Here is a 23,926-nt window from a genome sequence, read left to right as displayed (position 1 = left end):
ACGGAAAGGATAACCGCTGAAGGCATCTAAGCGGGAAACCTACCTCAAAACGAGTTCTCCCTGAAGAGCCGTGGTAGACCACCACGTCGATAGGAGGCATGTGGAAGTGTGGCAACACACGAAGCTGAGCCTTACTAATAGCTCGTTCGATCTTGATCACTCCCATTAAGCTATAATCACTAAAAATCCAGCTTCTCAAATTGTTGTTATCCTGCCCGGTGGCTAAAGCGGGGCGCCCCCACCCGATCCCATCCCGAACTCGGAAGTGAAACGCCCCAGCGCCAATGGTACTGTGTCTCAAGACACGGGAGAGTAGGACGCCGCCGGGCATGATAACAACAAACAAAAACCTCTCCAGCATCAAACAGAACAACTCAATCCCAAAAGCCCCCGACGCATAACGCGCGGGGGCTTTTTGCGTCTGAAACACCCATCTAAAACACGCCAATAACACGCCTACCCCTCCGGCGCTGTGCATGATGACCCTTCGTTGTGCTGTGCGCAGACGGATGGTTTTTCCATGCGCCTTATTCTTCGGCCCTTTTGATGGGAGTTAGGAAGTCTTGACCGGGTCCAAAGGGGCTTGCCGAAGGTTTGGCCTGTGTTTGTCTTGGGTAAGGTTTCCGGTTGATTTGACTTTCGCCGGGGCCACGATTACGCAAAAGGCCAGATTGGTTCGTCAAAAACAGGAAGCGCCCGTGAGCGGTAGTGGGATCCAGTTGTCCAGCGTTTGCATCGATCGCGGTGACAAAAGGGTGGTTGAGGATATCAGCGCGGATCTTCAAGCACAGCGCATCGGCATTATTGGCCGGAACGGATCCGGAAAGAGTTCTCTGCTCAGAGCTTTGAACGGGTTGCTTCCCGTAAGTTCCGGGCGCATTCGCGTTCATGGCATCGGAGAGGACGATCGAAAAAACCTGAGCAGGGTGGCTGGATTTGTCTTTCAAAATCCGGATCACCAGTTGATTTTCCCAACTGCCCTTGAAGAAGTCGCCTTTGGGCTGCGTCAGTTGGGTAGCGACAAGAAAACGGCGAGCCGGCAAGCCAGTGCCTACCTGGCTGAACACGGATGTAGCCGATTTGCCGAAGAGCCGGTTCACCAGTTATCGGAGGGCCAGAAGCAGTTGATCTGCATTTTGTCCATACTGATCATGGAACCGAAGGTCCTTCTGCTCGATGAACCGTTTTCCAGCCTTGATCACGTGACGCGGCATATCCTATTGAAAAAATTGGAGAGCTTGCCACAGCAGGTGATTTTTGTAAGCCACGAGCTGGGAGCCTTGCGCGCATTTGACGAGGTTGTCTTGCTTGAGGACGGCAGGTTGACAGCCAAGGGGCCTCCTGCCGAGGTCATAGACGCCTATTTGGAGGCGGAATTGGCAGAAGCAGAGCGCCGCAGTCTGCTTGCGGAGGCGTTGTAGGATGGTTTCGCTGTACGTGTCCGGACCGAGCTGGGCCCATGCGCTGCCTGCCAGAGTGAAATTGATTGCCCTTTGTTTGGTGACGTTCCTGTTGTTTCCGTTAGACCAATGGTGGCAGCAGGCTGCCGGGCTGTTTGTGACAGTGGGTTTTTACCTGTCGCTTGGCACCAAAGGGCGTCAGGCGCTGAAGGTGATTGGCAATTTTGCTTGGATGGTCGGGTTCATCTTTTTGCTTCATGCGCTCTTTACCAGCCTGCAGGAAGGGGTGGTTTTGGCGTTGCGTCTGACCACTCTGGTGTTGCTCGCCAATTTCCTGAGCATTACCACACGCATGGAAGACTTGATGGATGCGGTGGAGCCGCTGTTCAAGCCGCTGACGGTGGTTGGGTTGACCTCTCGGCGGGTGGCTCTGGCCGTAGCGCTCGTCATCCGGTTCGTACCCATGTTGCTGGCCGTTTATAGCAACCTGCAGGAAGCGTATCGGGCCCGGACGGGCCGCAAGAACAGCATTCGCCTGTTGGCGCCGTTTGTCATCCATGCACTGAAACTGAGTGACGAGGTCGCCGAAGCGTTGAGCGCGCGTGGCGGGGCGGATGGTTATTCCAATCGGGTATCGCGTTGACCAGCGGTCTGCGCTATTGAAGTCAGCAATGAATCGATGCGTCGCTGGACGGGCGCATGCCAAAGGGGAGCACGAATGGCTCAGGACAAAGCACTTGTACAAATCGCGTTTTATGCAGCCCTGATTGCGGCCCTCGGACTGTTGCCGAAGGTGGCCATACCATTTCTCGGCGGCGTGCCGATCACGGCTCAGACGTTGGGCGTTATGCTGGCAGGGGTGATGCTGGGCCCAATTCGGGGTGGTCTGGCGGTGTTGCTGCTGCTGTTTCTCACAGCGCTGGGATTGCCGCTGCTGGCCGGGGGACGGGGCGGCCTTGGCGTTTTTGCCGGCGCGTCCGCAGGGTTCCTGGTGGGGTGGTTCTTTGGCGCGGTGGCAGCCGGTTTCATCATGCAGCTATTGAAGAGCCGCAGTGTCATGGTGAGCGCAGCTATTGCCGCTGCCATTGGTGGTATTGGTGTTGTCTATCTGTTTGGCGTACCGGGGTTGAGCTTGATTGGCGGGGTGCCGCTGGACAAGGCCTTGATCGGCAGCGCGATCTACCTGCCCGGTGATTTGATCAAGGTGGCCATCACTGCCGTGGTTGCGCAAACGGTCGCGCGGGGCCTGCCCTCGGCCTTGCATTCCCGCTCATGACCTTCATTGGCATGCATCTGCCGGCGCAGGCCATTGCTGCGCCGGAGAAGCTGGCTATTGAGTGCGATGAGGCAGCCCTTGACTTCGCGGCTTTCACGGCTTGGGCGGCTCAGATGAAACACGAGGTGCAAAAGCATAGCCAGCCGGGGGATCGCATTGCGCTGGATTGCCGCCGTGCCGGGCCTTTGCTTGCCGGATTTTTCGGTGTTATCGCCGCAGGACGGGTGGCCGCTGTGGTGGACCCGAAGGTGTCGGTTGATTTGAAAACGGCCCAGATCGGGGCGGCGTCCTGCTCATTGGTGCTGGATGATGATTTCATCCGCCAAAGGCTGGAGACACAAGGCGCTGCGCTGCGTCTGAATCTTGCGGAGGCGCGAACCGCGCCGATTGACGGGCCCTCACGGGACGACGGCTTTTATATCGGCTTCACATCCGGCTCAACTGGCAAGGCCAAGGGCTTTTTGCGCACGCATGGATCGTGGCTGGCCAGTTTCAGGGTGATTGAAGATATCCTCGGCTTTGGCGCCAACGACAGGATCTTTGTACCAGGCCCGCTGACCCACTCCTTGCATTTGTTCGGGGCGGTGCATGCTCTGCATCGCGGGGCGAGTGTCTATGCGCAGTCGGCGTTTCATCCGCGCCGGTGCCTGGAAACACTGCGCCGCAACAAGCCCACGTTCGGGTATGCCACGCCAACCCAATTGCTGACGCTGGCCAAGCTGGCAGGCGGTCAGACCTTCCCTTCTGTACGAACGGTCATGGTGGGCGGGGCTGCTTGGACGCCGGCGATGGCGGAAACGGTTCAGCCGCTTTTTCCGGCTGCGGATATCCTTTCTTTTTACGGCGCATCGGAAACCAGCCTCATCAGCCTCAAACGACCGGGTGAAGCCGCCCCTCAAGACAGTGTTGGTCGGCCCGTGACAGGCGTGCGCATTGAAGCGCGGGATGGAGCAGGAAAGCGATTGCCAGCAGGACACCCCGGATTGTTGTGGGTGGCCAGTGATCAGTTGTTTCAAGACTATGTCGGGGAAGGGTCTTCGCGTCTGAAACGGGCGGGAGACTTCATCTCTATCGGAGATCACGGTTATCTGGATACAGAAGGCTATCTCTTTCTGACTGGTCGCGAGAACCGCATGATCATCACCTCGGGCGTGAACGTGTATCCGAAGGAAATTGAAGCGGTTGTTCAAAAGGTGCCCGCGGTCAAGGCTTGTGCCGTGGGTGCGGTGCCTGATGTGCGCCGGGGACAGGTGCCGGTGGTTGTCGTCGAACCGCATACGGATATGCCTGAGATTGATACCGCTCACATCCTGCGTCAGGCGCGGCACGAACTGGGCGCAGTCAAGGCACCCCGTGCCATCCTCGTGCACGAAGGACCATTGCCGACGACCGAAAGCGGCAAGATTGACTACGCGGCTGTCGATGCTTTTATCGTACGCGGCGCAAAGGTCCCTTCATGACAACCGCAGCCGTGGTTTCAGCCCGGCGCAGCTCGGTTCAGCCGCGTGGCGGCGTCTATGCCAAATTGCAGGTTTGGGAGCTTTGGGCACCGGTGGCGCAGGCTGCGTTGGCGGATGCCGGTGTTGCGGCCTGTGACGTGGACCGGGTTATTCTGGGCAATGGCCTTTATGGTGGGGGCAACCCGGCACGGTTATGCGCGCTTGCGGCGGGTCTGCCCGACCATGTTGCGGCCATGACTGTCGACACCCAGTGTTGTGCGGGCCTTGATAGTGTGATGCTGGCAGTGTCTCTGGTAGAGAGCGGCGCGGCGGATGTGGTGCTGTGCGGCGGCGTGGAAAGCTTCAGTCGGCGACCCTTGAGGGCCCATCGGGATCAGGGTGGGGAGTTGGCGTTTTATGAGCGTCCCCCCTTCAGTCCTGATCCCGCTCGCGATCCTGATCCAGCGCAGGCCAATGCCGTTTTGGCGGATTTTTGCCGCATCACGCCAGCAGAGCAAAATGACTGGGCCGTTGATAGTCATCGCAAGGCGTTGGCGGCTCATGAGGCCGGGCGCCAAGCGGCGGAGCTGGTGGCCGTCACGCTAGACGATCCCCGCCGGGATGGGTTCATGCGGAAGCTTTCGCCGGCTGTGGCCGAACGGGCTCCGGTCTTGGCACGTCATGGTGATGGCGTTGTGACCCGCGCCACGACTGCTGTGGAAGCTGACGCGGCTGCAGCGTTGGTTGTTCGCCGTGTAGAAGCGGAAAAAGGGCATGGGCTGCGCGTGCAGGCTTGTTCTCAGCAAGGCAGTGATCCGGCACAGCCCGGCTTGGCGCCGGTTGCCGCGCTCAAGGACATGCAGAGGCGGCACGCGCTGGACTATGGCTGTTTGTCCGTGGTGGAGATGATGGAGGCTTATGCGGTGCAAGCGCTGGCGTGTCTGGCCCCCTTCAACTTTGCACCGGGGGCCATCAACCGTGGCGGCGGGGCGTTGGCCCGTGGTCACCCCATTGGCGCCTCAGGCGCCATTCTGATGGTGCGGTTGTTTCATGAACTGGCTCGAGAACCCGTTGGAGCGCGAGGCCTGGCCGCCATTGCTGCAGCCGGTGGCTTGAGTACGGCAGTTGTTGCGCAAAAATTGGGCTGATCACATCACTCAAGCGGCTTGATCTGCGGGTTGTCCCCGGATGCAGATATAAAACGGTTGAAAACCCGGTCTCGGCATTTCAAGCAATCAATGATCGTTTCATTCTCGAGGTCGACTCCAGCGATCCGGCACGCACTTGCATGATGGGAGCGGCATCCGGAGCGCCTGAAGCCATCTCGGGAGGTCAAGGAGAAGAGATTCTCTTGTTTTGCGGAGGCGCCGCGTTACCTGCCACCTTGACAGGGCGCTTGGTGTTTCCTTTTCGCTTTGCCAGCAGCTGTGCTGCTGTGCCAGTCTTATTGTGACCAGTAACAAGCATAGTATGTTCTCATGACCAGACCGCCTCATCTTGCCAAGGAAATGGCCCTGTTCCTCGACTTTGATGGAACCCTCGTCGAACTGGCTCATACGCCGGGTGCGGTTGCCGTGTCCGATCAGCTGATCCCCACCCTGCAGGAGGTCCAGGATCATCTGGATGGCGCGCTGGCGGTGGTCTCCGGGCGCGACGTGCGCGACATAGATCGGTTTTTGGACCCGCTCACGCTGCCCGCTGCGGGCTTGCACGGCTTGCAACGCCGGCTGACCGTTGGTGGGGAGTTGGAAGCAGCGAAGGTATGGCCCGGTGTTGCCGAACTGCGGCAAGACATCCTGCTTTCCGGCATTTTGACCGATGGCGTCAATCTGGAGGACAAGGGCAGCGCGCTGTGCGTGCATTACCGTGCCGCACCGGACCGTGAAGAAGAGGTTCGGGCGCGGGTTGTCGAAATGACCGCCCGGTTCCCCAGCCTGCACGCCATTTTCGGAAACATGGTTGTAGAGGCCAAGCCAACGGCCGAGGACAAGGGCACGGCTGTGCGCCGTTTTCTGGAAATGCCGGCCTTCAAGGGTCGTCTGCCTGTGTTCATCGGTGATGATGTAACCGATGAGGATGGCATTGCCGCCGTTCAGGCCCTTGGGGGCTACGGCATCAAGGTTGGCGCACAAGACAGCGCTGCGTTTTTCCGCCTGCCCACGGTCAAGGATGTACATGACTGGCTGGCGCAGGCCAATGACATCGTATCACTTGAAAACCAGAGGCTTCGATCACAACACGACGCCCCCTGATTAAAGAGGTTACTTCATGAGCGACAAGCAGCTTCCTTCCTTTCCTGTCGTTCCGCTTTCTGAACCCAGCTTGAACATGGCCATGATCGGCAATTGTTCCTATGCGGGTCTGATTGATACCATGGGACGCATTGTCTGGTGCTGTTTGCCGCGGTTCGACGGGGACCCGGTGTTCCACTCTCTGTTGGGGACCCGCGGAGAAGAGGGCGATGGCGCCTTCTCCATCGAACTGGTGGGCGCGGTGCGTTCCGAGCAGCAGTACGTTGACAACACCGCCGTTGTGAAGACGCGTCTTTATGATGATGATGGCAATGCCATCGAGATTACGGACTTTGCTCCCCGCTTCAACCGCAAGGGCCGGATGTTCCGCCCCAACGCCTTGGCACGCCGGGTCGAGCCCATCAGCGGTCACCCGAAAATCCGGGTGCGTTTGCGGCCTCGGTTTGACTGGGGCAAGCGCACACCGGAAATCACATTTGGCTCCAACCACATCCGCTATGTTGGCGATGGCATTGCGCTTCGGCTGACGACCAATGCGTCCGTGACTTATGTACGCGAAGAAACCGCGTTTTTGCTCGACGGACCGCGCGCTTTCTACTTCGGGCCGGATGAAAGCCTGACTGAAAATCCGGAGAAGATCTGCCGTGATTTCGAAGAGGAGACCGAGCGTTACTGGCGTGTGTGGTCTCGGCGTCTCGGTTTGCCGCTAGAGTATCAGGAAGCGGTAATTCGGGCGGCCATCACCTTGAAAATGTGTACTTTCGAGGAAACGGGCGCAATTATTGCCGCTGCTACAACTTCCATTCCGGAAGCCCACAACACGGTGCGCAACTGGGACTACCGCTATTGTTGGCTGCGCGATGCGTTCTTTGTGGTGCGCGCGTTGAACTCCCTCTCTGAAATGGAGACGATGGAGAACTATCTGCGCTATCTCAACAATATTACCAGCATGGCCAATGGTGGTCATGTCCAGCCGCTCTACGGCATCGGGCTCGAGGCCAGAATTGAAGAGCAGATTGTCGATTTGCCGGGCTATCGTGGCAACGAGCCGGTACGCGTTGGCAACCAGGCCTATGAACACTTCCAGCATGATGTGTATGGCAATATCGTTCTGGGCGCGTCTCAGGCGTTCTTTGACCGGCGCTTGCTGCGTCAGCCGGGGCTGGATGACTTTCAGCGGCTGGAAAAGGCCGGTGAAAGGGCCTTCAAACTCTACAATGAGCCGGATGCGGGCATTTGGGAGTTGCGCACGCGCGCAAGGGTTCACACGTCGTCCTCCCTCATGTGTTGGGCCGCCTGTGACCGGCTGGCCAAGATCGCGGACAACTTCGGTCTTGAGGATCGGGCTGCCCATTGGCAGGAGCGGGCCGATATCATCCACGCGGCCATCTGCGAGAAAGGTTGGAACGAGGATATCGGGGCGTTTACAGAAAGCTTTGGCGGCAAGGACATGGATGCCAGCTTGCTGTTGATGGCGGAAGTCGGCTTCCTGCCTGCCAACGATCCTCGGTTTATTGCCACCGTTGACAAGATCGGTGCCAGCTTGCGCCGCGGCAATCATCTGTTCCGCTATCATCAGGCCGATGATTTTGGAGAGCCGGAGAATGCCTTCAATATTTGTACCTTCTGGTACATTGATGCTCTGGCTCGGATTGGTCGGGTCGAGGAAGCTCGTGAGATCTATGAGGAGCTGTTGTCCTGTCGCAACCACGTGGGTTTGCTGTCAGAGGATACATCGCCGAATTCTGGCGAACTTTGGGGCAATTTCCCGCAGACGTACTCCATGGTGGGCATCATTAATGGTGCGGTACGGTTGTCAGCGTCGTGGGATAAGGTAACCTAGGGCGTATTCGGTACAACTAAAATTATTGGAGGTCGCCCATGAGTCGCCTGATTGTCGTTTCCAACCGTGTTGGTCCCTTGAAAGACAGCGGCAAGGCAGGCGGCTTGGCTGTGGCCCTCGTGGACACACTGCGTCAAACAGGTGGTATCTGGTTCGGCTGGACCGGCAAGGTCTCCGAAGAGGGGACCTTTGGCCTGTTGCATGAAGAAAAGCACCGCAAGGTGGTGATGCAGCAGATTGATATCACTCAGCAGGACTATGACGAGTTCTACATTGGCTACGCCAACCGCACTCTATGGCCCGTCTTGCACTATCGTTTGGACCTGGCGGAGTTCGATCGGCGCTATGAAGAGGGATACCGCCGAGTGAACGAACGTTTCGCGGCGCGTCTTCATCCCAGTATTCAGCCCGATGACACAATCTGGGTGCATGACTACCACTTCTTTGGTCTGGCTGCGCAATTGCGTGCCATGGAGGTGGAGAACCCGATTGCCTTCTTCTTGCATATCCCGTTCCCGGCACCCGAAATTCTGGCGGCGCTGCCAAATGCGGAATCGTTGGTGCGGCGTATGCTGGCCTATGACCTTATCGGTTTTCAGACCGAGCGGGATGCTGCCAATTTCCGCCGGTTCGTGGTGGAAGAGTTGCAGGGCGAAGATCTTGGCAACGACCGGGTGAGTGCCGTTGGCCGTGAGGTGATTGCCCGGGCCTATCCCATTGGCATTGACGCTGAGAGCTTTGCCCAGTTCGTACATTCGGCTGATGCCCGCCGCCATATGGCGCGGGTGGAGAAACTTCTGGATGGCCGCCAGCAGATTATTGGTGTCGATCGCATTGATTATTCAAAGGGGCTACCAGAGCGCTTCAAGGCCTTTGAACGCTTGCTGGAGGATTACCCGGAGAACCGTGGGCAGGTCAGCCTGATGCAGGTGGCTCCTCCCTCGCGTTCCGAGGTCGACAGCTATGTTGATATTCGCAACGAACTGGAACACCTAACCGGGCATATCAATGGCCGTTTTGCGGATCTGGACTGGACGCCGATCCGGTTTCTGACGCGCTCGTTCAACCGCAAGGCGCTGGCCGGTGTATACCGGGAAAGCAAAGTTGGACTGGTAACGCCCTTGCGTGATGGCATGAATCTGGTTGCCAAGGAGTATGTGGCGGCACAGCGCCCCGAAGATCCTGGCGTATTGGTTCTTTCTCGGTTTGCAGGGGCGGCGGAGCGCATGAAGGAAGCTCTGATCGTCAACCCGCACTCGGCCGAAGAAGTGGCTGCCGCCTTGCAGACAGCGCTGACAATGCCGTGGGAGGAGCGCCGCGAACGGTGGCTTGCAATGTATGAACGCATTTGCGAAGAGGGCGCTCATGAATGGGCACAGGCCATTTTGAGCGATCTGCGCACCGAGTTCGCCGCCTATTCAGCCTGATCCAACGGGCTGGCGAGAAACAGGAAAAGGCCGGCGGATGGATCGCCGGCCTTCTGCATTGCTGGAGAACACCTTGGGGTGGGGCTATTCTGCGGCGTCGGTTTTTAAGACACCGCGCCGGATCTGGTCTTCCTCGATGCTTTCAAACAGCGCTCGGAAGTTGCCTTCGCCGAAGCCTTCGTCGCCTTTGCGCTGGATGAACTCGAAGAAGATTGGCCCGATCACGGTTTTGGAGAAGATCTGCAACAAGATCTTGGTCATGCCACCGTCGATCACGCCTTCACCATCAATCAGGATGCCGTGTGTTTTCATGCGCTCGATGGGTTCGTCGTGGCCCTTCACGCGCTCGTGGCTACGCTCATAGTAGGTGTCTGGCGGGCCGGGCATGAAGCGCAGGCCGTTTTCGGCAAGCTGGTCTGTTGCGCCATAGATTTCATCGGTACCGACCGCGATGTGTTGAATGCCCTCGCCCTTGTACTTCTTCAAGTACTCTTCGATCTGGCTGGTATCATCCTTGGATTCGTTCAAGGGGATGCGGATTTTGCCACAAGGAGAGGTGATCGCGCGGCTCACCAGACCGGTGATCTGGCCGTCGATGTCAAAGAAGTGGATCTGCTTGAAGTTGAACAGGTCGCGGTAAAAGTCCCACCACTTGTCCATGTTGCCGCGATACACATTGTGGGTGAGGTGGTCGAGGTAGTAGAAGCCGACGCCGGTCGGCTTTGGATCAACCTCGTCAACCCAATCGAACTCCTCGGAATAAGCCGATCCCTTGTCGCCGTACTTGTCGACGAAGTACAACAGCGACCCGCCAATGCCGACGATTGCCGGCACATCCAGCGTTTTGTCAGTGCCCTCATAGGGTTGGGCCCCCTTGGAAACAGCGTGCTGGAAGGCTTTCTGGGCGTCCACGACACGCCATGCCATGGACGGCGCACAGGGCCCGTGAGCCTCCACGAACCGGCTGGCGAAGCTGTTGGGTTCGGCGTTCAGAATGTAGTTGATGTCGCCCTGCCGATAGACGGTCACGTTCTTGGTCTTGTGGCGGGCCACAGCGCTGTAGCCCATCTTGCGAAACAGCACGTCGAGCTTTTCAGGCTCCGGATGTGAGAACTCTACAAACTCGAAGCCGTCGGTTCCTGCGGGGTTGTCCGGCGTGATTTGCGCTGGGGGGGCGTCATGCGGAAAGGGTCCCATTGTGTCTCCTCCTCTTTGTTGATCTCAGTATCTGAAATATCTGTTGCGACGTCTGTGCGTTTTTGCGTATGTAACAGGGCGTATATGCACGGTTTGTGCGTGAAGGAGGCGGAAATGACGATTGGTGTTGAAGTGGACGCCTTTGATCTCAAATTGCTTGCGCATTTGCAGGAGGACGCCTCGCGGACCAACGCGGAACTGGGCACGTTGATCCACTTGTCGGCGTCTCAGGTGTCGCGGCGGCGACAGCGCCTGGAGAATGCGGGGGTCATCCGGCGATATCGCGCGGATCTGGCGCCGGATCTGCTGGGCTTTGGCGTCATCGCCTTTGTTGGCGTGACACTGGATACCCACAACAGCGAGAACTCCGCCCGGCTTCATGAGTTGATGGGGACGCTGGCGTGTGTGCTGGAAGCCTATACCATGACCGGCGACATGGACTACCTGCTCAAGGTGTGCGTATCGGACCTCAAAGAGCTGAGCCGCTTCATCAATAACGATCTGCTGCCTCATGAGGCCGTACGGAACGTGCGATCATCCATTGCCATGGAAATCATCAAGGATGAAAACCGGCTGCCTCTTCGCAAAGTGTAACAAGACCTTGTTTCCGTGATGATGTGTACCCAAATCTTTCCAAAGTGAGTTTTGAGAAAGGTCAGGTAGAGACATGTTCGATCCAAAGCAGCTGGTTGATCAGTTCCTTGGCTCAGGCGCGCAGCAGGGTGGCGCAAGCCAGCGCGCAGGGGATGCATTGCAGCAAGGAAAAGGTTACCTGCAAAACAATGCGGGCGGGCTTGCTGGCGGAGCGCTGGCCGGTGGTCTGGCGGGTCTGCTTCTGGGGTCGAAAAAGGGCCGCAAGCTTGGCAAGAAGGCCGTAACCTATGGCGGTCTCGCGCTTGTTGGTGGTCTGGCCTACAAGGCCTACAGTAACTGGCAGCAAAACCAGCAGAACCCGCAGGCTGGGGGCTCAGGTACCGCGCCCACGGCAGGTGGTGCGGGCGGCGGCGCAGCCGCGCCGGAGCAGGTGGCTTTGCCGGATCCTTCAGGCACGGCATTCGAACCAGCGGCGGCACCCGGCGGCGAAAGCCAGATGGCACTGAATGTGCTGATTGCCATGATCCAGGCGGCCAAGGCAGATGGCCATATTGATGCGCAGGAACAGGCCCACATTTTCGAGCAGATCGACAAGTTGGGTCTCGGGGTGGAGGAAAAGGCCTTCATCATGGATGAACTTCGCACACCGCTGGATATCGACAAGGTGGTTGCCGCAGCCACCACGCAGGAACTGGCGCTGGAGCTTTATACGGCGTCGCGCTTGACCATTGAGCCGGATCACCCGGCCGAACAGGCCTATTTACAGATGCTTGCGGCGCGGCTTGGGCTGGAGCCAGCTTTGGTGAATGAGTTGGAACAAGCGGTTGCCGAAGCTCAGACCTGATCAGCGATGATGTAGATCGGGATCGGCTGTCCGATCCTGCGATGGAGCCTGTGCAGTGACCTCATTGCACAGGCTTTTTCTTTTGGCCCATTGGAAACGGGGATGAATGCGGCATAGTCTGAGGCAGGGTGTCGTGCCCGTCACTTGCTTGCTCTGAGGATGTATGATGGTGAATGTGCTGCGCGCAGTAGGCTTGAGTGTGATGCTCACTGTTTTGGGCTGGATTGGTCCGGCGCATGCCGGTTTTGTAATGGGGGCAGCCAGTCTGACCGATGCTTTGCAAAGTGCTGGCGAGGCGTTTGAGAAGGAGACCGGCTCAACGCTCACCTTCTCGTTTGCCGGATCTGCTGTCATCGCCCGTCAGGTGGCACAGGGCGCGCCCGCGGGTGTGGTTGCGCTGGCCGATGCCGCGTGGATGGACTATCTGGTGACGCAATCGGCCGTTGAAGAGGGCACGGTGGTCTTGTTGGCTTCCAATGAACTGGTGCTGGTGACACCGGCTGGAGACGCGGCTCCCTTGGCGCTCACGCCAGAGGCAATTGCGGCGCGGCTTGGCGCCGGGCGTTTTGCCATTGCCGAACCGGAGACGATTCCTGCCGGCCGGTATGGCAAGCAGGCGTTGGAGACACTGGGGTTGTGGTCCAAAGTGTCCGCCCGGCTGGCACCCATGGAGCATGTGCGTGTTGCGCTGGCGTCCATTGCTCGGGGCGAGGTGCCTCTCGGGCTGGTTTATGCCACTGATGCGCAGGTCGAGCCGCGGGTGGCGGTGGTGGCCCGCATTCCCGCCACGGCGCACAAACCCATCGAAATCCCCATGGCGTTGACGCCGCAGGCCGATGAGACCGCACGGGCTTTCTATGCCTATTTGCAAACGCCGACGGGTCAGGCGGTTCTGGCGCGTTACGGTTTCAAAGTCTCGGGGCTGTGATGCTGCAGCTCAGCCCGGCGGAGTGGAGTGCTGTCGTTCTGTCTCTTCAGGTTGCTGGCGTGGCCGTGGCGGCCATCTTGCCGTTGGCGATTGCACTTTCCTATTGTTTGTCGCGCTGGGCGTTTCCGGGCAAAACCCTGGTCATCGTGATTACGCATTTGCCTTTGGTCCTGCCTCCGGTTGTGACCGGGTATTTGCTGCTGTTGGGGTTTGGCGCGCGCGGGCCCATGGGACAATGGCTAGCGGACTGGATGGGATTGACCTTTGCTTTCCAGTGGACCGGAGCGGCGCTGGCGGCGGGTGTCATGGCGTTTCCGCTGGTTGTCAGGCCCATCAAGCTGGCGTTTGATGCGGCTGATCCGTTGTTGGAGGAGGCGGCGCGGGCGTTGGGCACGTCCCCGCTGAAAACCTTTTTCCTTGTTTCGCTGCCCTTGGCGCTACCGGGCATTCTTGCAGGGGGCATTCTTGGCTTTGCCAAGGCCATGGGAGAGTTTGGCGCCACGATCACCTTTGTCTCCAACATTCCCGGAGAGACCCGCACCTTGTCGCTGGCACTGTATACGGAGTTGCAGAAAGTGGATGGCGAGGCGGCGGTTTTGCGGCTTGCACTGATTTCCGTTGGTATTTCCGTTGTTGCCCTTGGCAGTTCCGAAGTGTTGGCGCGTTTGGTCGCCCGGCGGGTCAGGGGGTGTGCATGATCGCGGTGGATGTGCAGGGACGTGCAGGCAACTTTGCAAGTTCAGTGGCTTTTGAAAGCGCGGGTGATGTCACGGCGGTTTTTGGGCCGTCCGGTTGTGGCAAGACAACGCTTATCCGCATGATCTGCGGCCTGCATACGCCGGAGCGGGGGCAGATCCGCGTGGGTGACACGTTGCTTTATGACCAGCGGGCCGGTCTGAATGTGCCCGCCCACAAGCGCCGGCTTGGGGTCGTGTTTCAGGAACCGCGCTTGTTTCCCCATCTCGGCGTTACGGCCAATTTGCGCTATGGCCAATGGGCGGGTGGGCGCTCAAGCCCGTTGTCGTTTGATGACGTTGTTGATCTGCTGGGGCTTGGGGCGTTGCTTCAGCGACGCACGGCGTTTCTGTCTGGGGGCGAGCGCCAGCGGGTGGCCATTGGACGCGCCTTGCTGGCCGGGCCGCGCCTGTTGGTCATGGATGAGCCGCTGGCGTCTCTTGACGCGGCCCGCAAGGCGGAAATTCTGCCTTATCTGGTGGCTTTGAAGGCGGAAATCGGTATTCCCATGTTGTACGTCTCTCATTCCTTGAGCGAAATCGAGCAACTGGCGACCGATATGGTGGTGATGACAGATGGCCGTGTTGTGACCTCGGGCGCGTTGGATGAGGTGCTCAACCGGCTGGACGTTCCCGGCTTTTCAGAGGGGCCGGAAGCAGGGTCCCGAGTAAAGGGGCGCTTGATCGCGCATGACGAAGATACCGCAACCGGTCGGATTGCATTTGAAGGCCAGCAGGTGGTTGTGCCCTTGCCCCGTCCAAGATCGCTCGGTCCCGTTTTGCTGCACATTCAGGCCAAGGATGTCATCATCGCTCTGGAGCCTCCGCGCGGGCTCTCCATAAGAAATCAACTCAGCGGGAAAATCGCGGCGCTTCATCAGCCTGCCGGGCCCTACGTGGAGGTGCTGGTACAAGTCGGGGCGCAACAGGTCCGGGCGCGTATTACTCAACTGGCCGCCCGTGATCTTCAACTGGATGTGGGTCAGTCTGTCTATGTCTTGATCAAGAGTGTGGCACTGGAACCGGCCCTTGGGTGAGGGGCCGTCTTCGCCAAAAAACGAGCCGCTCTCCACTGCCGATCCACTGGGGATCGGCGCGTGGCTTGCAACACCGCGACACCTCCGGCATAAGGCCCACTTAAAACCACAGGGCCACTCAACACAGGAGCGCGCGTTCATGGACGATCGCCTCAAACCTTTTCTGGGCACATGGATTCTGGATCCCGATCAATCAAACTACGAGCAGGGAGCTGTGCCACTGGGCGGCAGCCTGACCATCGCCGAAAAGGAAGGCGAGATTGGTTTTTTCATGAAAACCGTTGAAGCTGACGGTGAAACCTACGAGGCCAACTTTTCCGGTATTGCGGATGGAGAAGATCGCCCGATGCCGGAGAACCCGTTTGCCGATACCCTGGCGCTGACTTTTGAAAGCGACCGTGTTTTGACATCCGAGGCCAAGCGGGGCGGGTTGACCATCATGTCAGCGCGGCGTGAGTTGAACAGCGCCGAAGATCGCCTCACCGTCTATCAAACTGTTCATGTGCTGGATTCCGGTAGTTTCACCAATGAAGCGGTGTATGTGCGGGCGCACTAGACGCCGCTGCCTTCTGGGCTAACCTTTGCCGCTGTGCCTCGTTTGGAGTTGCGTTGCGCGGTGCCGGCTGTCTCTTCGGTGACGCTTTCGCCGCGCAGAGCGTTTTCCAGTCGATCAAACAGGCCGGTCGGATTGACCAGATCGCAGGGATAAATTTCCACGTAGCCAATGCCTGCCTTTTTAAAGGCAAGCGCTTTGGCTGCCTGGCTTGGGTCGGCTGGCGCATCCGGCTCAGCCGCGTCGCAGGCCACAAGGGCGGACCCGTCCGCAGATACCACGACAAAGTCCAGGCAGGTTTGGGCAAGCCAGCGTTCAGCTCTGCGGCTGCGGTCTGCGGGCCTGCTGCCCGGTTTGGATGCGGCCATCAAAGCACGCAAAGGCACATGGGCGAGCACACGGCAATCGCCATAGCCTTCGCCCTTCATGAAGTGTTCCAGCAGTTTTAACGCCTTGCTGTCCTCGGTGCTGAGAATGGGCAGCGGTGCCAACTGCGCCTCGCGGACAATGGCGAACTGATGCTGTGAAGTTTGACTGGCATGTGTCCCTGCCGATCTGTCGCGCCAGTTCGGTATCAAGCGACCGCACAGGCCACCGATGGCGAGACCGAGCACAGTGAAGAGTGCTTCGCTCATTTGTTTCAACCCTGTGTCTTTTTATCAGCCAGATATCACAATTAATGGTAGAAATAAATTAAAATACGTGTCTTTTTTGACGCAAAATTCCCGTTGCGACGCCAGGGTTGCATCATTTGTCAGACACAATCAAAGCATCGCGACGAATTTGATGCCTTCTAAGGGTGAGAATCCAGCAATCAGGCTAGAAGTTGATAAGCTGGCCGCACACCATCACGCCGCCCCAGGCGACAAGTCCGATCAAGCCGGCCCAGCGAAAACGGCGGATTGTTCCTCGGGAATCGACACGGGCCAGATAACGCCAGGCAGGGACGAACCGCAGCGCCAGTGCATTGAGCAGCGCCGCAACAAAAAAACCGGCCTTCCACCACATCATCTCGTTTTGCACGTAGCCGCGCGCATTGAGAGACAACAGCAGCACACCAGAAACAATGGCCACAAGTCCGCCCACAAGGCTGGAGCGCACCAGCACCCGCGCCAGATCATGAAGCGGTGCAGAACGCCAGACGCCGAGCATGCGCAGGTTCATGGGGACCAGACAGCCAAACAGCAATGCGGCACCAAGGGCATGGGCCAGCTTGGTTGCGGGCAGAACCCACCACCCGTAGCCGAAAACGGATCTGATGCCCGAGCGTTCCAGTTCGCCCGCAAGGTCGAGTGCGATAGTCAGAGGATCCATGTCAGTGCCCGTTTGATCTGCAAGCAAACTTGCGCGCTCCGCTCTGGCAGTGCAAGCCACCTGCGCCGATATGACGGCCGTCCCCCACTGTTTTGTTGGTGTGGTTGGTCAGGGGCGTTTGCATCGCGCCGGGCAACGCACAAAATGACAGTTTCGTTCAAACGAACGCAGGACAAACGATGGCTGCGAGAGCGCCAACGGCGTTGTTTTCTTGAGAATCTTTCACTGGATCGACGTGATGAGCTTCATTCCTGAGTGCAAAGGCGCGGGGATATCCTAGCATTTGCCGCCAAGCGTTGGTTCAAATGGCAAATGACATGAGGGGCTGCAGCGCTTTACGTGGCTGCGCCCGGTTGACAACAACAAAAAGACAGGGCAGAACCTTTGCGTTTTCTATTCCAAGAACGGGCACTGCCGGATTCATGGCTGATCTGAAGATCACATTCGCGACCACACCAGCAACCGCGGCTTCTGCGGCGGGCGCGATGATGTCTGCCCGAATGACAACCACACTGAAAACAACAATGACGACCACAACCACCGTCTGACGGTGCCTCTCTATTCCCGTGCTCTCCCCCGGGATGGAGGGCGCCAGAGGGCTCTCGGGGCGCACGGCGCTCAGAGTGTCCACGGGGGAGACGAAGAGGAAAAGAACCAATGGGTTACAAGGTCGCAATCGCAGGTGCCACCGGCAATGTGGGCCGCGAAATGCTCGAAATTCTCGCAGAACGAGGCTTCCCGGCAGAGACGGTTGTGCCACTGGCGTCCCGTCGCTCCCAAGGCCGTGAGGTGTCTTTCGGTGACAAGACGCTGAAGGTGCAGGCCATGGAGAACTTTGATTTCTCTGACGTGGACATCTGCCTCATGTCGGCCGGAGGTTCCATTTCCAAGGAATGGGCACCTAAAATCGGCGCCAAGGGTTGTGTGGTTATCGATAACTCCAGCGCGTGGCGCTACGATGCGGATGTGCCTCTCATTGTGCCGGAGGTTAATGCAGACGATATCGTCGGGTTCAAGAAGAAGAACATCATTGCCAACCCGAACTGCTCGACAGCTCAGCTCGTCGTTGCTCTGAAGCCTTTGCATGATGCCGCCAAGATCAAGCGTGTTGTTGTCTCCACGTATCAGTCCGTTTCCGGCGGCGGCAAGGACGCCATGGACGAACTGTTCAACCAGACCCGCGCTGTTTTCGTGAACGATCCGATCGAGCCGCAACAGTTCACCAAACGCATCGCCTTCAACGTCATTCCACACATCGACGTGTTCATGGAGGATGGCTACACCAAGGAAGAATGGAAGGTGCTGGCCGAAACCAAGAAGATGCTGGATCCGGCGATCAAGGTAACGTGTACCGCTGTTCGCGTTCCTGTCTTTGTTGGTCACGCCGAAAGCGTGAATTTGGAGTTCGAAGAGCCGTTGAGTGCTGAAGAAGCCCAGAACATTCTCCGCGAAGCACCGGGGTGTCTGGTTGTGGACAAGCGCGAAGACGGTGGCTACGTCACGCCCTACGAATCCGCAGGGGAAGATGCGACGTACATCTCCCGTATTCGCGAGGATGCGACAGTCGAGAACGGCCTCAACATGTGGGTCGTTTCTGACAACTTGCGCAAGGGTGCTGCACTCAACACCATCCAGATTGCCGAAGTGCTCGTCAATCGCGGCCTGATTCAACCAAAAAACTAATCGGCCAGAGTTATACCAAGAGGGGAACAAGAAAGGGCGGCGGGGTTTCGGCTCCGCCGCTCTACCTTTTAGAAATGTTCATGAATCGGGGAGCGCGGGTATGCGTTCCGCTTTCACGCTCCGGGTTATCCTCTTTTCATCCGCCGCCTTTTTTCTCTATCCCATTGTAAACATTGAGCCCTTTTGGGCCATGATCTGCGCGCTATTCCAGTAAGCGCGTGGGCCTTTCTGAATGGGTGTGGGTCAGAAAGATAGAAAAGGCGATTTCAACATAACTGAATTCTATATGCCTAAAACTCTTTTTTATAACGATGTTTGAGAAATGGCGGAGGCAGTGGTTCCTGCCCCTTCCAGAGTTGCGGTCGCAATGGTGGGAGGGGTGTCTTTGGTGGAGAAGCGAGGATGTGCCGGTGAGCGCAGTGTGGACAGGCTCTAAGTTGTTACGCGATCTATTGTGCGCCAAGTTAAGCTGGCATGCTCCGCCTTTGCAATCGCTTCTGCAACTACCGGGAGACAGTCCAGGGCATGCTTTCAGAAACAACATTTGCCGACTATCAGGCCCAGTCCGCTAACGCCAGCTTTTCCGATTGGCTGGTGCTCAGTGCCGGAGCAAGCTGGCTGAACGCGATCAACCACCCTTTCACGCAGGCCGTTGGTGACGACACCATCTCCGATGCCGACTATGCGCGCTATCTGCTTGAAGATTATAGCTTTATCAAGGATCTAGCTTCCTCACTCGGGTATCTTGTAGCCAAGGCGCCGACCATGGAAGCCAAAGGTGTTCTGGCCGCTTTTCTAGCCCAGCTCACGTCCTCCGAGAATGACTATTTCATTCGCTCGTTTGCGGCGCTGGGTATTGACGAGCAGACCTATCAGGGGGCCGGTCAAGGAGAGGTTACCCGCGCCACAGCCGCCACATTGTTGTCCGCAGCTGGCAAGGCCAAGTATGAAGACGGGCTGGCCTGTTTGCTGTGTGCCGAGTGGGTTTATCGTGAGTGGTGTACCCGCGAAGCGCGCAAGCCGCGCCCCGAACGGTTCTATCTTGCGGAGTGGATTGAGCTACACGACAATCCCGCGTTCTTGCGTTTTGTGGATTGGCTACGAGCCGAAGTCGACCGTGTGGGCGCGATCTTGCCGGAATGGCGTCAGCGAGAGGTTCGGGAGCGCTTTGTGCGTATGTGCGAGTTGGAGGCTGCGTTCTTTTCCGCGGTCAGCCCTGAAGCGCAGGCCTAAAGAGAACAGTCCGGCTCTGCGCCGGGCTTTCCTTAGGTGCCAAGTGCTTGTTCCAATTGGTTGAAATCTGCGTTGCCGCCACATAGCAGCACACCAACGCGCTCGCCGGACTTGGGTTCGTAAACGCCGCTGATCAGGGCGGCCAGTGCTGTGGCTGCTCCGGGTTCCACTACCAGCTGCATATCTCGCCACAGCAGTGCTTGAGTGTGCAAAATGGCGTCGTCTGAGACCAGAAGGCTCTGATTTACAAAGCTTTGGGCAAGGTCGAAACCGTGTAGGCCACACCGGCGCGCACCAAGGCTGTTGGCTGCGATGCTGTTCAGCGTCACATCCACCGGCTCGCCCGCGCTCAATGCAGCATTGAGCGAGCAGGAGCCTTCAGGTTCCACCGCCACAACCTTCACAGCGTTCTGGAAGTAACTGCTTATCCCCCCGACAAGCCCACCGCCGCCGACTGCGACCAATACCGTATCCAAATCCGGGCACTGCCCCGCCCATTCCAAGGCCACAGTGCCCTGACCGTTGATTGTGTCGGGCGCATCATAAGCGTGAATGTCGATAGCGCCGGTTTCTTTCTGGTGCTGACTACACAACTGGGCAGCGTCCGCATACGCCGCGCCCTCCACATGAACATCAGCACCAAATCGGCGGATCTTTTCAATCTTGGCCGGATTGGAGATCTCAGGCACGAATATTCGGGCCTGATGGCCCAATTTGCTGGCTGCACAAGCCACTGCAGCGCCATGATTTCCACCAGAGGCTGCCGTCACACCCGCTTTGGGCACTGTCATCTGGAGGAGTGAGTTGAAAGCCCCGCGCGCCTTAAACGAGCCAGAATGCTGCAAATGCTCCAGCTTTAGATTGATTGAATAGGGCAGGCCAAGGGTCCCCGCGCCGCTTTCGATGGTGGGCGTTTGGCGGATGAATGGTTTAAGGCGTTGATACGCTTTGGCAATTTCCGCTCTATTGATCATCGGATGTCCAATTGAAAGGCTGGAGAAACTGGCCCCGACGCCTCATGAAGGGTGAGGCGCCGAGATGGTTTGTATGGATTACGCCGAAACAGGCAGGGCCTTTTCAACCAGGCGGATGAAGTAGGAGCATCCATAGGGAATAAGGTCATCGTTGAAATCATAGGCCGGGTTGTGAACCTTGGCGGTATCGCCATTGCCGGCAAAAATGAAGGCGCCCGGGCGTTCTTCCAGCATGAAGGAAAAGTCTTCACCTCCCATGGTGGGTGTCACGTCGCTGTTGACCTTCGCTTCGCTGCCCGCCACCTCACGAGCGACAGAGGCTGCAAAGTCGGTTTGGTCTGCATGGTTGCTGGTGACTGGATAGCCCTTGTGGTAGTTGAGGGTGGCTGTTGCGCCATGCGCTGCACAGATACCTTCCACCATGGTTTTCATACGTTCTTCGACCATTTCACGCACCTCATTGCTCAGCGTGCGCACGGTACCGCGGAGTTTGGCGGTCTCTGGAACAATGTTGAAAGCGGAGCCGGCCTCAAAGACGGTGACCGAAATGACGGCGGCATCCAGCGCGTTTGCGTTGCGGCTGACGATGGACTGCAGCGCGTTGACCACCTGCGCTCCCGCGACAATCGGGTCGATCGTTTCATAGGGGCGGGCTGCATGGCCGCCTTGACCGGTTATGGTGATTTCGAACTCATCCGTTGCCGCCATCAATGGACCTGGACGGATGGCGAACTCCCCAACCGGCAAGCCCGGCATGTTGTGGAGGCCGTACACTTCGTCGATGCCCCAGCGGGTCATCAGGCCATCGTCAATCATGGCCTTGGCACCAGCACCACCTTCCTCGGCGGGCTGGAAGATGACCACCACTGTTCCGTCAAAATTGCGCGTTTCTGCCAGATATTTGGCTGTACCAAGCAACATCGCCGTATGGCCATCGTGGCCACATGCATGCATTTTCCCAGGATGTTTGGAAGCCCAAGGCTTGCCGGAAGTCTCGGTCAAAGGCAGCGCATCCATGTCTGCACGCAGGCCGATTGTCTTGCCGCTACCGCCGTTGCGCCCCTTGATAACACCCACAACGCCAGTACGGCCTATGCCTGTTGCAACCTCGTCGATGCCAAAGCCTTCCAGTAACTCGGCAACGCGGGCTGAAGTCCGATGTACCTCATAGAGGATCTCCGGATTTTCGTGGAAGTCGCGCCGCCACGCGGTGATTTCGTCGTGAAATTCGGCCAGTCGGTTGACAATCGGCATGTGTGGAACTCCCCTCAAAGCATTCTGTTAGTTTGGAAGGGGTCCAATGTGCAACTATTTCGCGTGTTTGAACAAGAGATATTGCAGCGCGGAGTGCTGTCTTTTTCTCATGGAATTGTGAAGAGCTGGCAAAAAGAGAAGGCAGAAGCTTGCGCTTCCGCCTCCTGAATTCCCTTGCTCCCGCTTGAAAACGCAAGACTTATCTAAGCGATATCGTGCTTGAGTGCGTTTCTTTCCAACATCTCGCCTTGCTTCTTGGACTTGAGCAACTCACGAGCCTTTTCGAACTTGGGATCTTCCCAGAAAATCATGCAGCCGTTGCACCCGCGTCCGCAGCATCCATCAATGCCAAGACGCGGTGACTTCGGGGTACGGTCCTGATTGCCGTCGGCAATGGCGTCGATCAACTTGTCGCGCAGGGTTTCGTACTTGTCCTGTTGGGCCGGCGTTGCCACGCCGCGCCTTTCAATGCGTTCTGCTGTTCGATCCAGTTTCAATCGGCTCCACTGTTCCGGCGTCAGTGGCTTTTCCTTGCGGATGATCGTGTTGACCGGGAAACGTTCCTTGAAAGTGGAAACATCCTCTTTGTCAAACAGGCTGAAGGGGATGCGTACCACGGGTTGCTTACCAGCGTGCACCTCGCTTGTGACGCTGCCGTCCTTGGCGTCTTCAAACTCGTAAATGCGCAGCAGCACGCTTTGATCCGAAAGCGGCTGCAGGAACTCCAGAACCTCGCCTGCGGTGATCTTGTTCTTCACCTTCATGTAAAACGCGTCGTCGGTCACTTCTTCAATCAGGCCCGCAAATTCCCACTCGCCGATGGAGTGCGTGTCTTCATAGTTGTGGGCGTAATTGTTCAGGCGGCCGTCGTGAAAGGCGGTGGTGTAGCCCCGGTTCGCAACGGAGTACATTTCGTCCATGTACTTTTGCGGGTTCCAGTTTTCCGGATCAGCATAGTAGTCGTCAATGGCCTGCCGATAGGCGCGTGCCACCACGGCCACGTAGTACATGGACTTGTTGCGCCCCTCCACCTTCAGGGAATCGACACCGATGCGCAGATAGTCATCAAGCTTCGGCATCAGGCACAAATCCTTGGAGTTCAGGATGTAGGAGCCGCGGCCATCTTCCAAAATCGGCATCAACTCGCCGGGACGGCATCCTTCCTCGAGCAGGAACTCGAACATGTCGATGTTGTTTTCTGTCAGTTCCAGTTCGTTGATGGTGCCATCCTTCATGCGCATGCGCACCTTGTAGTTCCAACGACAGGAATTGGCACAGTTGCCTTGGTTGGCCCCGCGCTCTGCCATGAAATTGGAGAGCAGGCAGCGGCCGGAGTAGGTCATGCACATGGCACCATGCACGAATGCCTCCAAGCGCACATCCGGGCACTTTTCGCGAATTTCGGCAAGTTCGGGAAAAGACACTTCCCGGGCCAGAACGACCAGTTCGGCGCCTTGTTCTTTCCAGAAGTTGACCGATAGCCATGAACAGACATTTGCCTGAGTGGAGATGTGCAATGGAACGTTTGGCAGCTTTTGACGCATGTACTGGAACACGCCTGGATCGGCGATGATCAAGCCGTCAGGATTGATATCGCGAATTGTCTCGGCGTATTCGTCAAGCTTTGGAATATCCTTGTTGTGGGAGAACAAGTTGAGCGTCAGGTACACGCGTTTGCCATGCTTGTGAGCAAATTCAATGCCTTCCACCACCTGTTCCAATGTGAACTCGGCCTTGGTGCGCAGCGACATGTCCGGCGTGCCAAGGTAAATCGCATCGGCTCCATAAAGCACGGCAATTTTCAGCTTCTGCAGGTTGCCCGCAGGCATCAGGAGTTCGGAACGTCTCATATTTTTATCTGACCGGAATTTGAGGTCGCCTTTCGGCGCAATCGCCGCTCTGGCCTTCAACCCACGGGAAATGGGGCGGCCAGCGGCACGAACT

At 57.8% G+C, this 23,926-nt stretch carries 23 protein-coding genes and 2 rRNA genes; 18 read left to right on the top strand and 7 right to left on the bottom strand.

The genetic code is table 11. The annotated features are described in order from the left end of the window. From G512_RS0108210 to G512_RS0108160, 10 genes are all read left to right on the top strand, one after another. A 23S ribosomal RNA gene (locus G512_RS0108210) occupies positions 1 to 159 on the top strand; the annotation flags it as partial. A gap of 55 nt (positions 160 to 214) precedes the next feature. Beyond that, positions 215 to 329, top strand: a 5S ribosomal RNA gene (gene rrf / locus G512_RS0108205). A 369-nt stretch (positions 330 to 698) separates the two neighbouring features. Then, positions 699 to 1,421, top strand: coding sequence for an energy-coupling factor ABC transporter ATP-binding protein (locus tag G512_RS0108200; protein ID WP_028481306.1), 723 nt, complete (start codon positions 699 to 701; stop codon positions 1,419 to 1,421). A gap of 1 nt (position 1,422) precedes the next feature. Beyond that, complete coding sequence (locus tag G512_RS0108195) at positions 1,423 to 2,043, top strand: energy-coupling factor transporter transmembrane component T family protein (RefSeq protein ID WP_028481305.1); 621 nt, start codon at positions 1,423 to 1,425, stop codon at positions 2,041 to 2,043. 75 nt (positions 2,044 to 2,118) lie between these two features. Next, positions 2,119 to 2,676: a biotin transporter BioY gene (locus G512_RS0108190; RefSeq protein WP_028481304.1), complete on the top strand. Its 558-nt coding sequence runs from the start codon at positions 2,119 to 2,121 to the stop codon at positions 2,674 to 2,676. Beyond that, on the top strand, positions 2,673 to 4,136 hold the full coding sequence (locus G512_RS20400) for a class I adenylate-forming enzyme family protein (RefSeq protein ID WP_051269112.1): 1,464 nt from the start codon (positions 2,673 to 2,675) through the stop codon (positions 4,134 to 4,136). Before G512_RS0108190 ends, G512_RS20400 begins: the two co-directional genes overlap by 4 nt. Further along, positions 4,133 to 5,263, top strand: coding sequence for a thiolase family protein (locus G512_RS0108180; RefSeq protein ID WP_028481303.1), 1,131 nt, complete (start codon positions 4,133 to 4,135; stop codon positions 5,261 to 5,263). Before G512_RS20400 ends, G512_RS0108180 begins: the two co-directional genes overlap by 4 nt. A 330-nt stretch (positions 5,264 to 5,593) precedes the next feature. Next, positions 5,594 to 6,367, top strand: a complete 774-nt coding sequence (otsB, locus tag G512_RS0108170; protein ID WP_028481302.1) for a trehalose-phosphatase — start codon at positions 5,594 to 5,596, stop codon at positions 6,365 to 6,367. A 16-nt stretch (positions 6,368 to 6,383) separates the two neighbouring features. Further along, positions 6,384 to 8,210, top strand: a complete 1,827-nt coding sequence (locus tag G512_RS0108165; RefSeq protein ID WP_028481301.1) for a glycoside hydrolase family 15 protein — start codon at positions 6,384 to 6,386, stop codon at positions 8,208 to 8,210. 38 nt (positions 8,211 to 8,248) lie between these two features. Next, a complete protein-coding gene (locus tag G512_RS0108160; RefSeq protein WP_036489000.1) occupies positions 8,249 to 9,637 on the top strand; it encodes an alpha,alpha-trehalose-phosphate synthase (UDP-forming) in 1,389 nt (462 codons plus the stop codon). Positions 9,638 to 9,721: 84 nt separating this feature from the next. On the opposite strand, the gene hppD is transcribed toward G512_RS0108160, so the two are convergent. Next, entirely contained in the window at positions 9,722 to 10,834 is a 1,113-nt protein-coding gene (gene hppD / locus G512_RS0108155) for a 4-hydroxyphenylpyruvate dioxygenase (protein WP_028481299.1), read from the bottom strand. A gap of 114 nt (positions 10,835 to 10,948) precedes the next feature. On the opposite strand from hppD, the gene G512_RS0108150 reads away from it, so the two are divergent. The 6 genes from G512_RS0108150 (at position 10,949) to G512_RS0108125 (ending at position 15,527) form a co-directional block, all read left to right on the top strand. Next, on the top strand, positions 10,949 to 11,428 hold the full coding sequence (locus tag G512_RS0108150; protein WP_036489095.1) for an Lrp/AsnC family transcriptional regulator: 480 nt from the start codon (positions 10,949 to 10,951) through the stop codon (positions 11,426 to 11,428). A gap of 73 nt (positions 11,429 to 11,501) precedes the next feature. After that, positions 11,502 to 12,272 (top strand): tellurite resistance TerB family protein, encoded by a 771-nt coding sequence (locus G512_RS0108145; protein ID WP_028481297.1) that lies wholly within the window; start codon positions 11,502 to 11,504, stop codon positions 12,270 to 12,272. Between the two features lie 163 nt (positions 12,273 to 12,435). After that, positions 12,436 to 13,200 carry a molybdate ABC transporter substrate-binding protein gene (modA, locus tag G512_RS0108140; RefSeq protein ID WP_028481296.1) on the top strand — a complete coding sequence of 255 codons (765 nt, stop codon included), beginning with the start codon at positions 12,436 to 12,438 and terminating at the stop codon, positions 13,198 to 13,200. After that, positions 13,200 to 13,898, top strand: a complete 699-nt coding sequence (gene modB, locus G512_RS0108135) for a molybdate ABC transporter permease subunit (protein WP_028481295.1) — start codon at positions 13,200 to 13,202, stop codon at positions 13,896 to 13,898. Before modA ends, modB begins: the two co-directional genes overlap by 1 nt. Then, positions 13,895 to 14,971, top strand: a complete 1,077-nt coding sequence (gene modC, locus G512_RS0108130; RefSeq protein ID WP_028481294.1) for a molybdenum ABC transporter ATP-binding protein — start codon at positions 13,895 to 13,897, stop codon at positions 14,969 to 14,971. The genes modB and modC overlap by 4 nt, the downstream gene beginning before the upstream one ends. 139 nt (positions 14,972 to 15,110) lie before the next feature. Continuing rightward, positions 15,111 to 15,527 carry a hypothetical protein gene (locus G512_RS0108125; protein ID WP_028481293.1) on the top strand — a complete coding sequence of 139 codons (417 nt, stop codon included), beginning with the start codon at positions 15,111 to 15,113 and terminating at the stop codon, positions 15,525 to 15,527. Here G512_RS0108125 and G512_RS0108120 read toward each other — a convergent pair. From G512_RS0108120 to G512_RS0108110, 3 genes are all read right to left on the bottom strand, one after another. Further along, positions 15,524 to 16,159: a DUF2726 domain-containing protein gene (locus G512_RS0108120; RefSeq protein ID WP_028481292.1), complete on the bottom strand. Its 636-nt coding sequence runs from the start codon at positions 16,157 to 16,159 to the stop codon at positions 15,524 to 15,526. The genes G512_RS0108125 and G512_RS0108120 overlap by 4 nt on opposite strands. Before the next feature lie 184 nt (positions 16,160 to 16,343). Next, positions 16,344 to 16,838 (bottom strand): hypothetical protein, encoded by a 495-nt coding sequence (locus tag G512_RS0108115; protein ID WP_036489092.1) that lies wholly within the window; start codon positions 16,836 to 16,838, stop codon positions 16,344 to 16,346. Between the two features lie 301 nt (positions 16,839 to 17,139). Beyond that, positions 17,140 to 17,469: a hypothetical protein gene (locus G512_RS0108110; protein ID WP_143181384.1), complete on the bottom strand. Its 330-nt coding sequence runs from the start codon at positions 17,467 to 17,469 to the stop codon at positions 17,140 to 17,142. A gap of 26 nt (positions 17,470 to 17,495) precedes the next feature. On the opposite strand from G512_RS0108110, the gene G512_RS0108105 reads away from it, so the two are divergent. Together G512_RS0108105 and G512_RS0108095 are read left to right on the top strand one after the other, a co-directional pair. Further along, entirely contained in the window at positions 17,496 to 18,521 is a 1,026-nt protein-coding gene (locus G512_RS0108105; RefSeq protein WP_028481289.1) for an aspartate-semialdehyde dehydrogenase, read from the top strand. A gap of 525 nt (positions 18,522 to 19,046) precedes the next feature. After that, on the top strand, positions 19,047 to 19,754 hold the full coding sequence (locus G512_RS0108095; RefSeq protein ID WP_028481288.1) for a TenA family protein: 708 nt from the start codon (positions 19,047 to 19,049) through the stop codon (positions 19,752 to 19,754). A gap of 32 nt (positions 19,755 to 19,786) precedes the next feature. Here the strand turns inward: G512_RS0108095 and G512_RS0108090 are convergent, their stop codons facing one another. The 3 genes from G512_RS0108090 to G512_RS0108080 form a co-directional block, all read right to left on the bottom strand. Further along, positions 19,787 to 20,728: a threonine/serine dehydratase gene (locus G512_RS0108090; RefSeq protein WP_028481287.1), complete on the bottom strand. Its 942-nt coding sequence runs from the start codon at positions 20,726 to 20,728 to the stop codon at positions 19,787 to 19,789. Positions 20,729 to 20,806: 78 nt separating this feature from the next. Beyond that, entirely contained in the window at positions 20,807 to 21,982 is a 1,176-nt protein-coding gene (locus tag G512_RS0108085) for a M20 aminoacylase family protein (RefSeq protein WP_028481286.1), read from the bottom strand. A gap of 203 nt (positions 21,983 to 22,185) precedes the next feature. Next, entirely contained in the window at positions 22,186 to 23,832 is a 1,647-nt protein-coding gene (locus tag G512_RS0108080) for a U32 family peptidase (protein WP_028481285.1), read from the bottom strand. Positions 23,833 to 23,926 lie beyond the last annotated feature (94 nt).

This window comes from Pseudovibrio exalbescens DSM 16456 (genome assembly GCF_000422785.1).
GTDB lineage: Bacteria > Pseudomonadota > Alphaproteobacteria > Rhizobiales > Stappiaceae > Pseudovibrio > Pseudovibrio exalbescens.
Note: the sequence above shows the minus strand (reverse complement) of the source record. Positions and strands in the feature narration are given on the sequence as shown.

Coding starts and splice junctions, on each gene's coding strand:
- G512_RS0108105 (WP_028481289.1), top strand. CDS start 17,496: ATGGGTTACAAGGTCGCAATCGCAGGTGCCACCGGCAATGTGGGCCGC.
- otsB (WP_028481302.1), top strand. CDS start 5,594: ATGACCAGACCGCCTCATCTTGCCAAGGAAATGGCCCTGTTCCTCGAC.
- modA (WP_028481296.1), top strand. CDS start 12,436: ATGATGGTGAATGTGCTGCGCGCAGTAGGCTTGAGTGTGATGCTCACT.
- modB (WP_028481295.1), top strand. CDS start 13,200: ATGCTGCAGCTCAGCCCGGCGGAGTGGAGTGCTGTCGTTCTGTCTCTT.
- G512_RS0108115 (WP_036489092.1), bottom strand. CDS start 16,838: ATGGATCCTCTGACTATCGCACTCGACCTTGCGGGCGAACTGGAACGC.
- G512_RS0108125 (WP_028481293.1), top strand. CDS start 15,111: ATGGACGATCGCCTCAAACCTTTTCTGGGCACATGGATTCTGGATCCC.
- G512_RS0108150 (WP_036489095.1), top strand. CDS start 10,949: ATGACGATTGGTGTTGAAGTGGACGCCTTTGATCTCAAATTGCTTGCG.
- G512_RS0108085 (WP_028481286.1), bottom strand. CDS start 21,982: ATGCCGATTGTCAACCGACTGGCCGAATTTCACGACGAAATCACCGCG.
- modC (WP_028481294.1), top strand. CDS start 13,895: ATGATCGCGGTGGATGTGCAGGGACGTGCAGGCAACTTTGCAAGTTCA.
- G512_RS0108080 (WP_028481285.1), bottom strand. CDS start 23,832: ATGAGACGTTCCGAACTCCTGATGCCTGCGGGCAACCTGCAGAAGCTG.
- G512_RS0108160 (WP_036489000.1), top strand. CDS start 8,249: ATGAGTCGCCTGATTGTCGTTTCCAACCGTGTTGGTCCCTTGAAAGAC.
- G512_RS0108120 (WP_028481292.1), bottom strand. CDS start 16,159: ATGAGCGAAGCACTCTTCACTGTGCTCGGTCTCGCCATCGGTGGCCTG.
- G512_RS0108095 (WP_028481288.1), top strand. CDS start 19,047: ATGCTTTCAGAAACAACATTTGCCGACTATCAGGCCCAGTCCGCTAAC.
- G512_RS0108090 (WP_028481287.1), bottom strand. CDS start 20,728: ATGATCAATAGAGCGGAAATTGCCAAAGCGTATCAACGCCTTAAACCA.
- G512_RS0108165 (WP_028481301.1), top strand. CDS start 6,384: ATGAGCGACAAGCAGCTTCCTTCCTTTCCTGTCGTTCCGCTTTCTGAA.
- G512_RS0108145 (WP_028481297.1), top strand. CDS start 11,502: ATGTTCGATCCAAAGCAGCTGGTTGATCAGTTCCTTGGCTCAGGCGCG.
- G512_RS0108195 (WP_028481305.1), top strand. CDS start 1,423: ATGGTTTCGCTGTACGTGTCCGGACCGAGCTGGGCCCATGCGCTGCCT.
- G512_RS20400 (WP_051269112.1), top strand. CDS start 2,673: ATGACCTTCATTGGCATGCATCTGCCGGCGCAGGCCATTGCTGCGCCG.
- hppD (WP_028481299.1), bottom strand. CDS start 10,834: ATGGGACCCTTTCCGCATGACGCCCCCCCAGCGCAAATCACGCCGGAC.
- G512_RS0108190 (WP_028481304.1), top strand. CDS start 2,119: ATGGCTCAGGACAAAGCACTTGTACAAATCGCGTTTTATGCAGCCCTG.
- G512_RS0108180 (WP_028481303.1), top strand. CDS start 4,133: ATGACAACCGCAGCCGTGGTTTCAGCCCGGCGCAGCTCGGTTCAGCCG.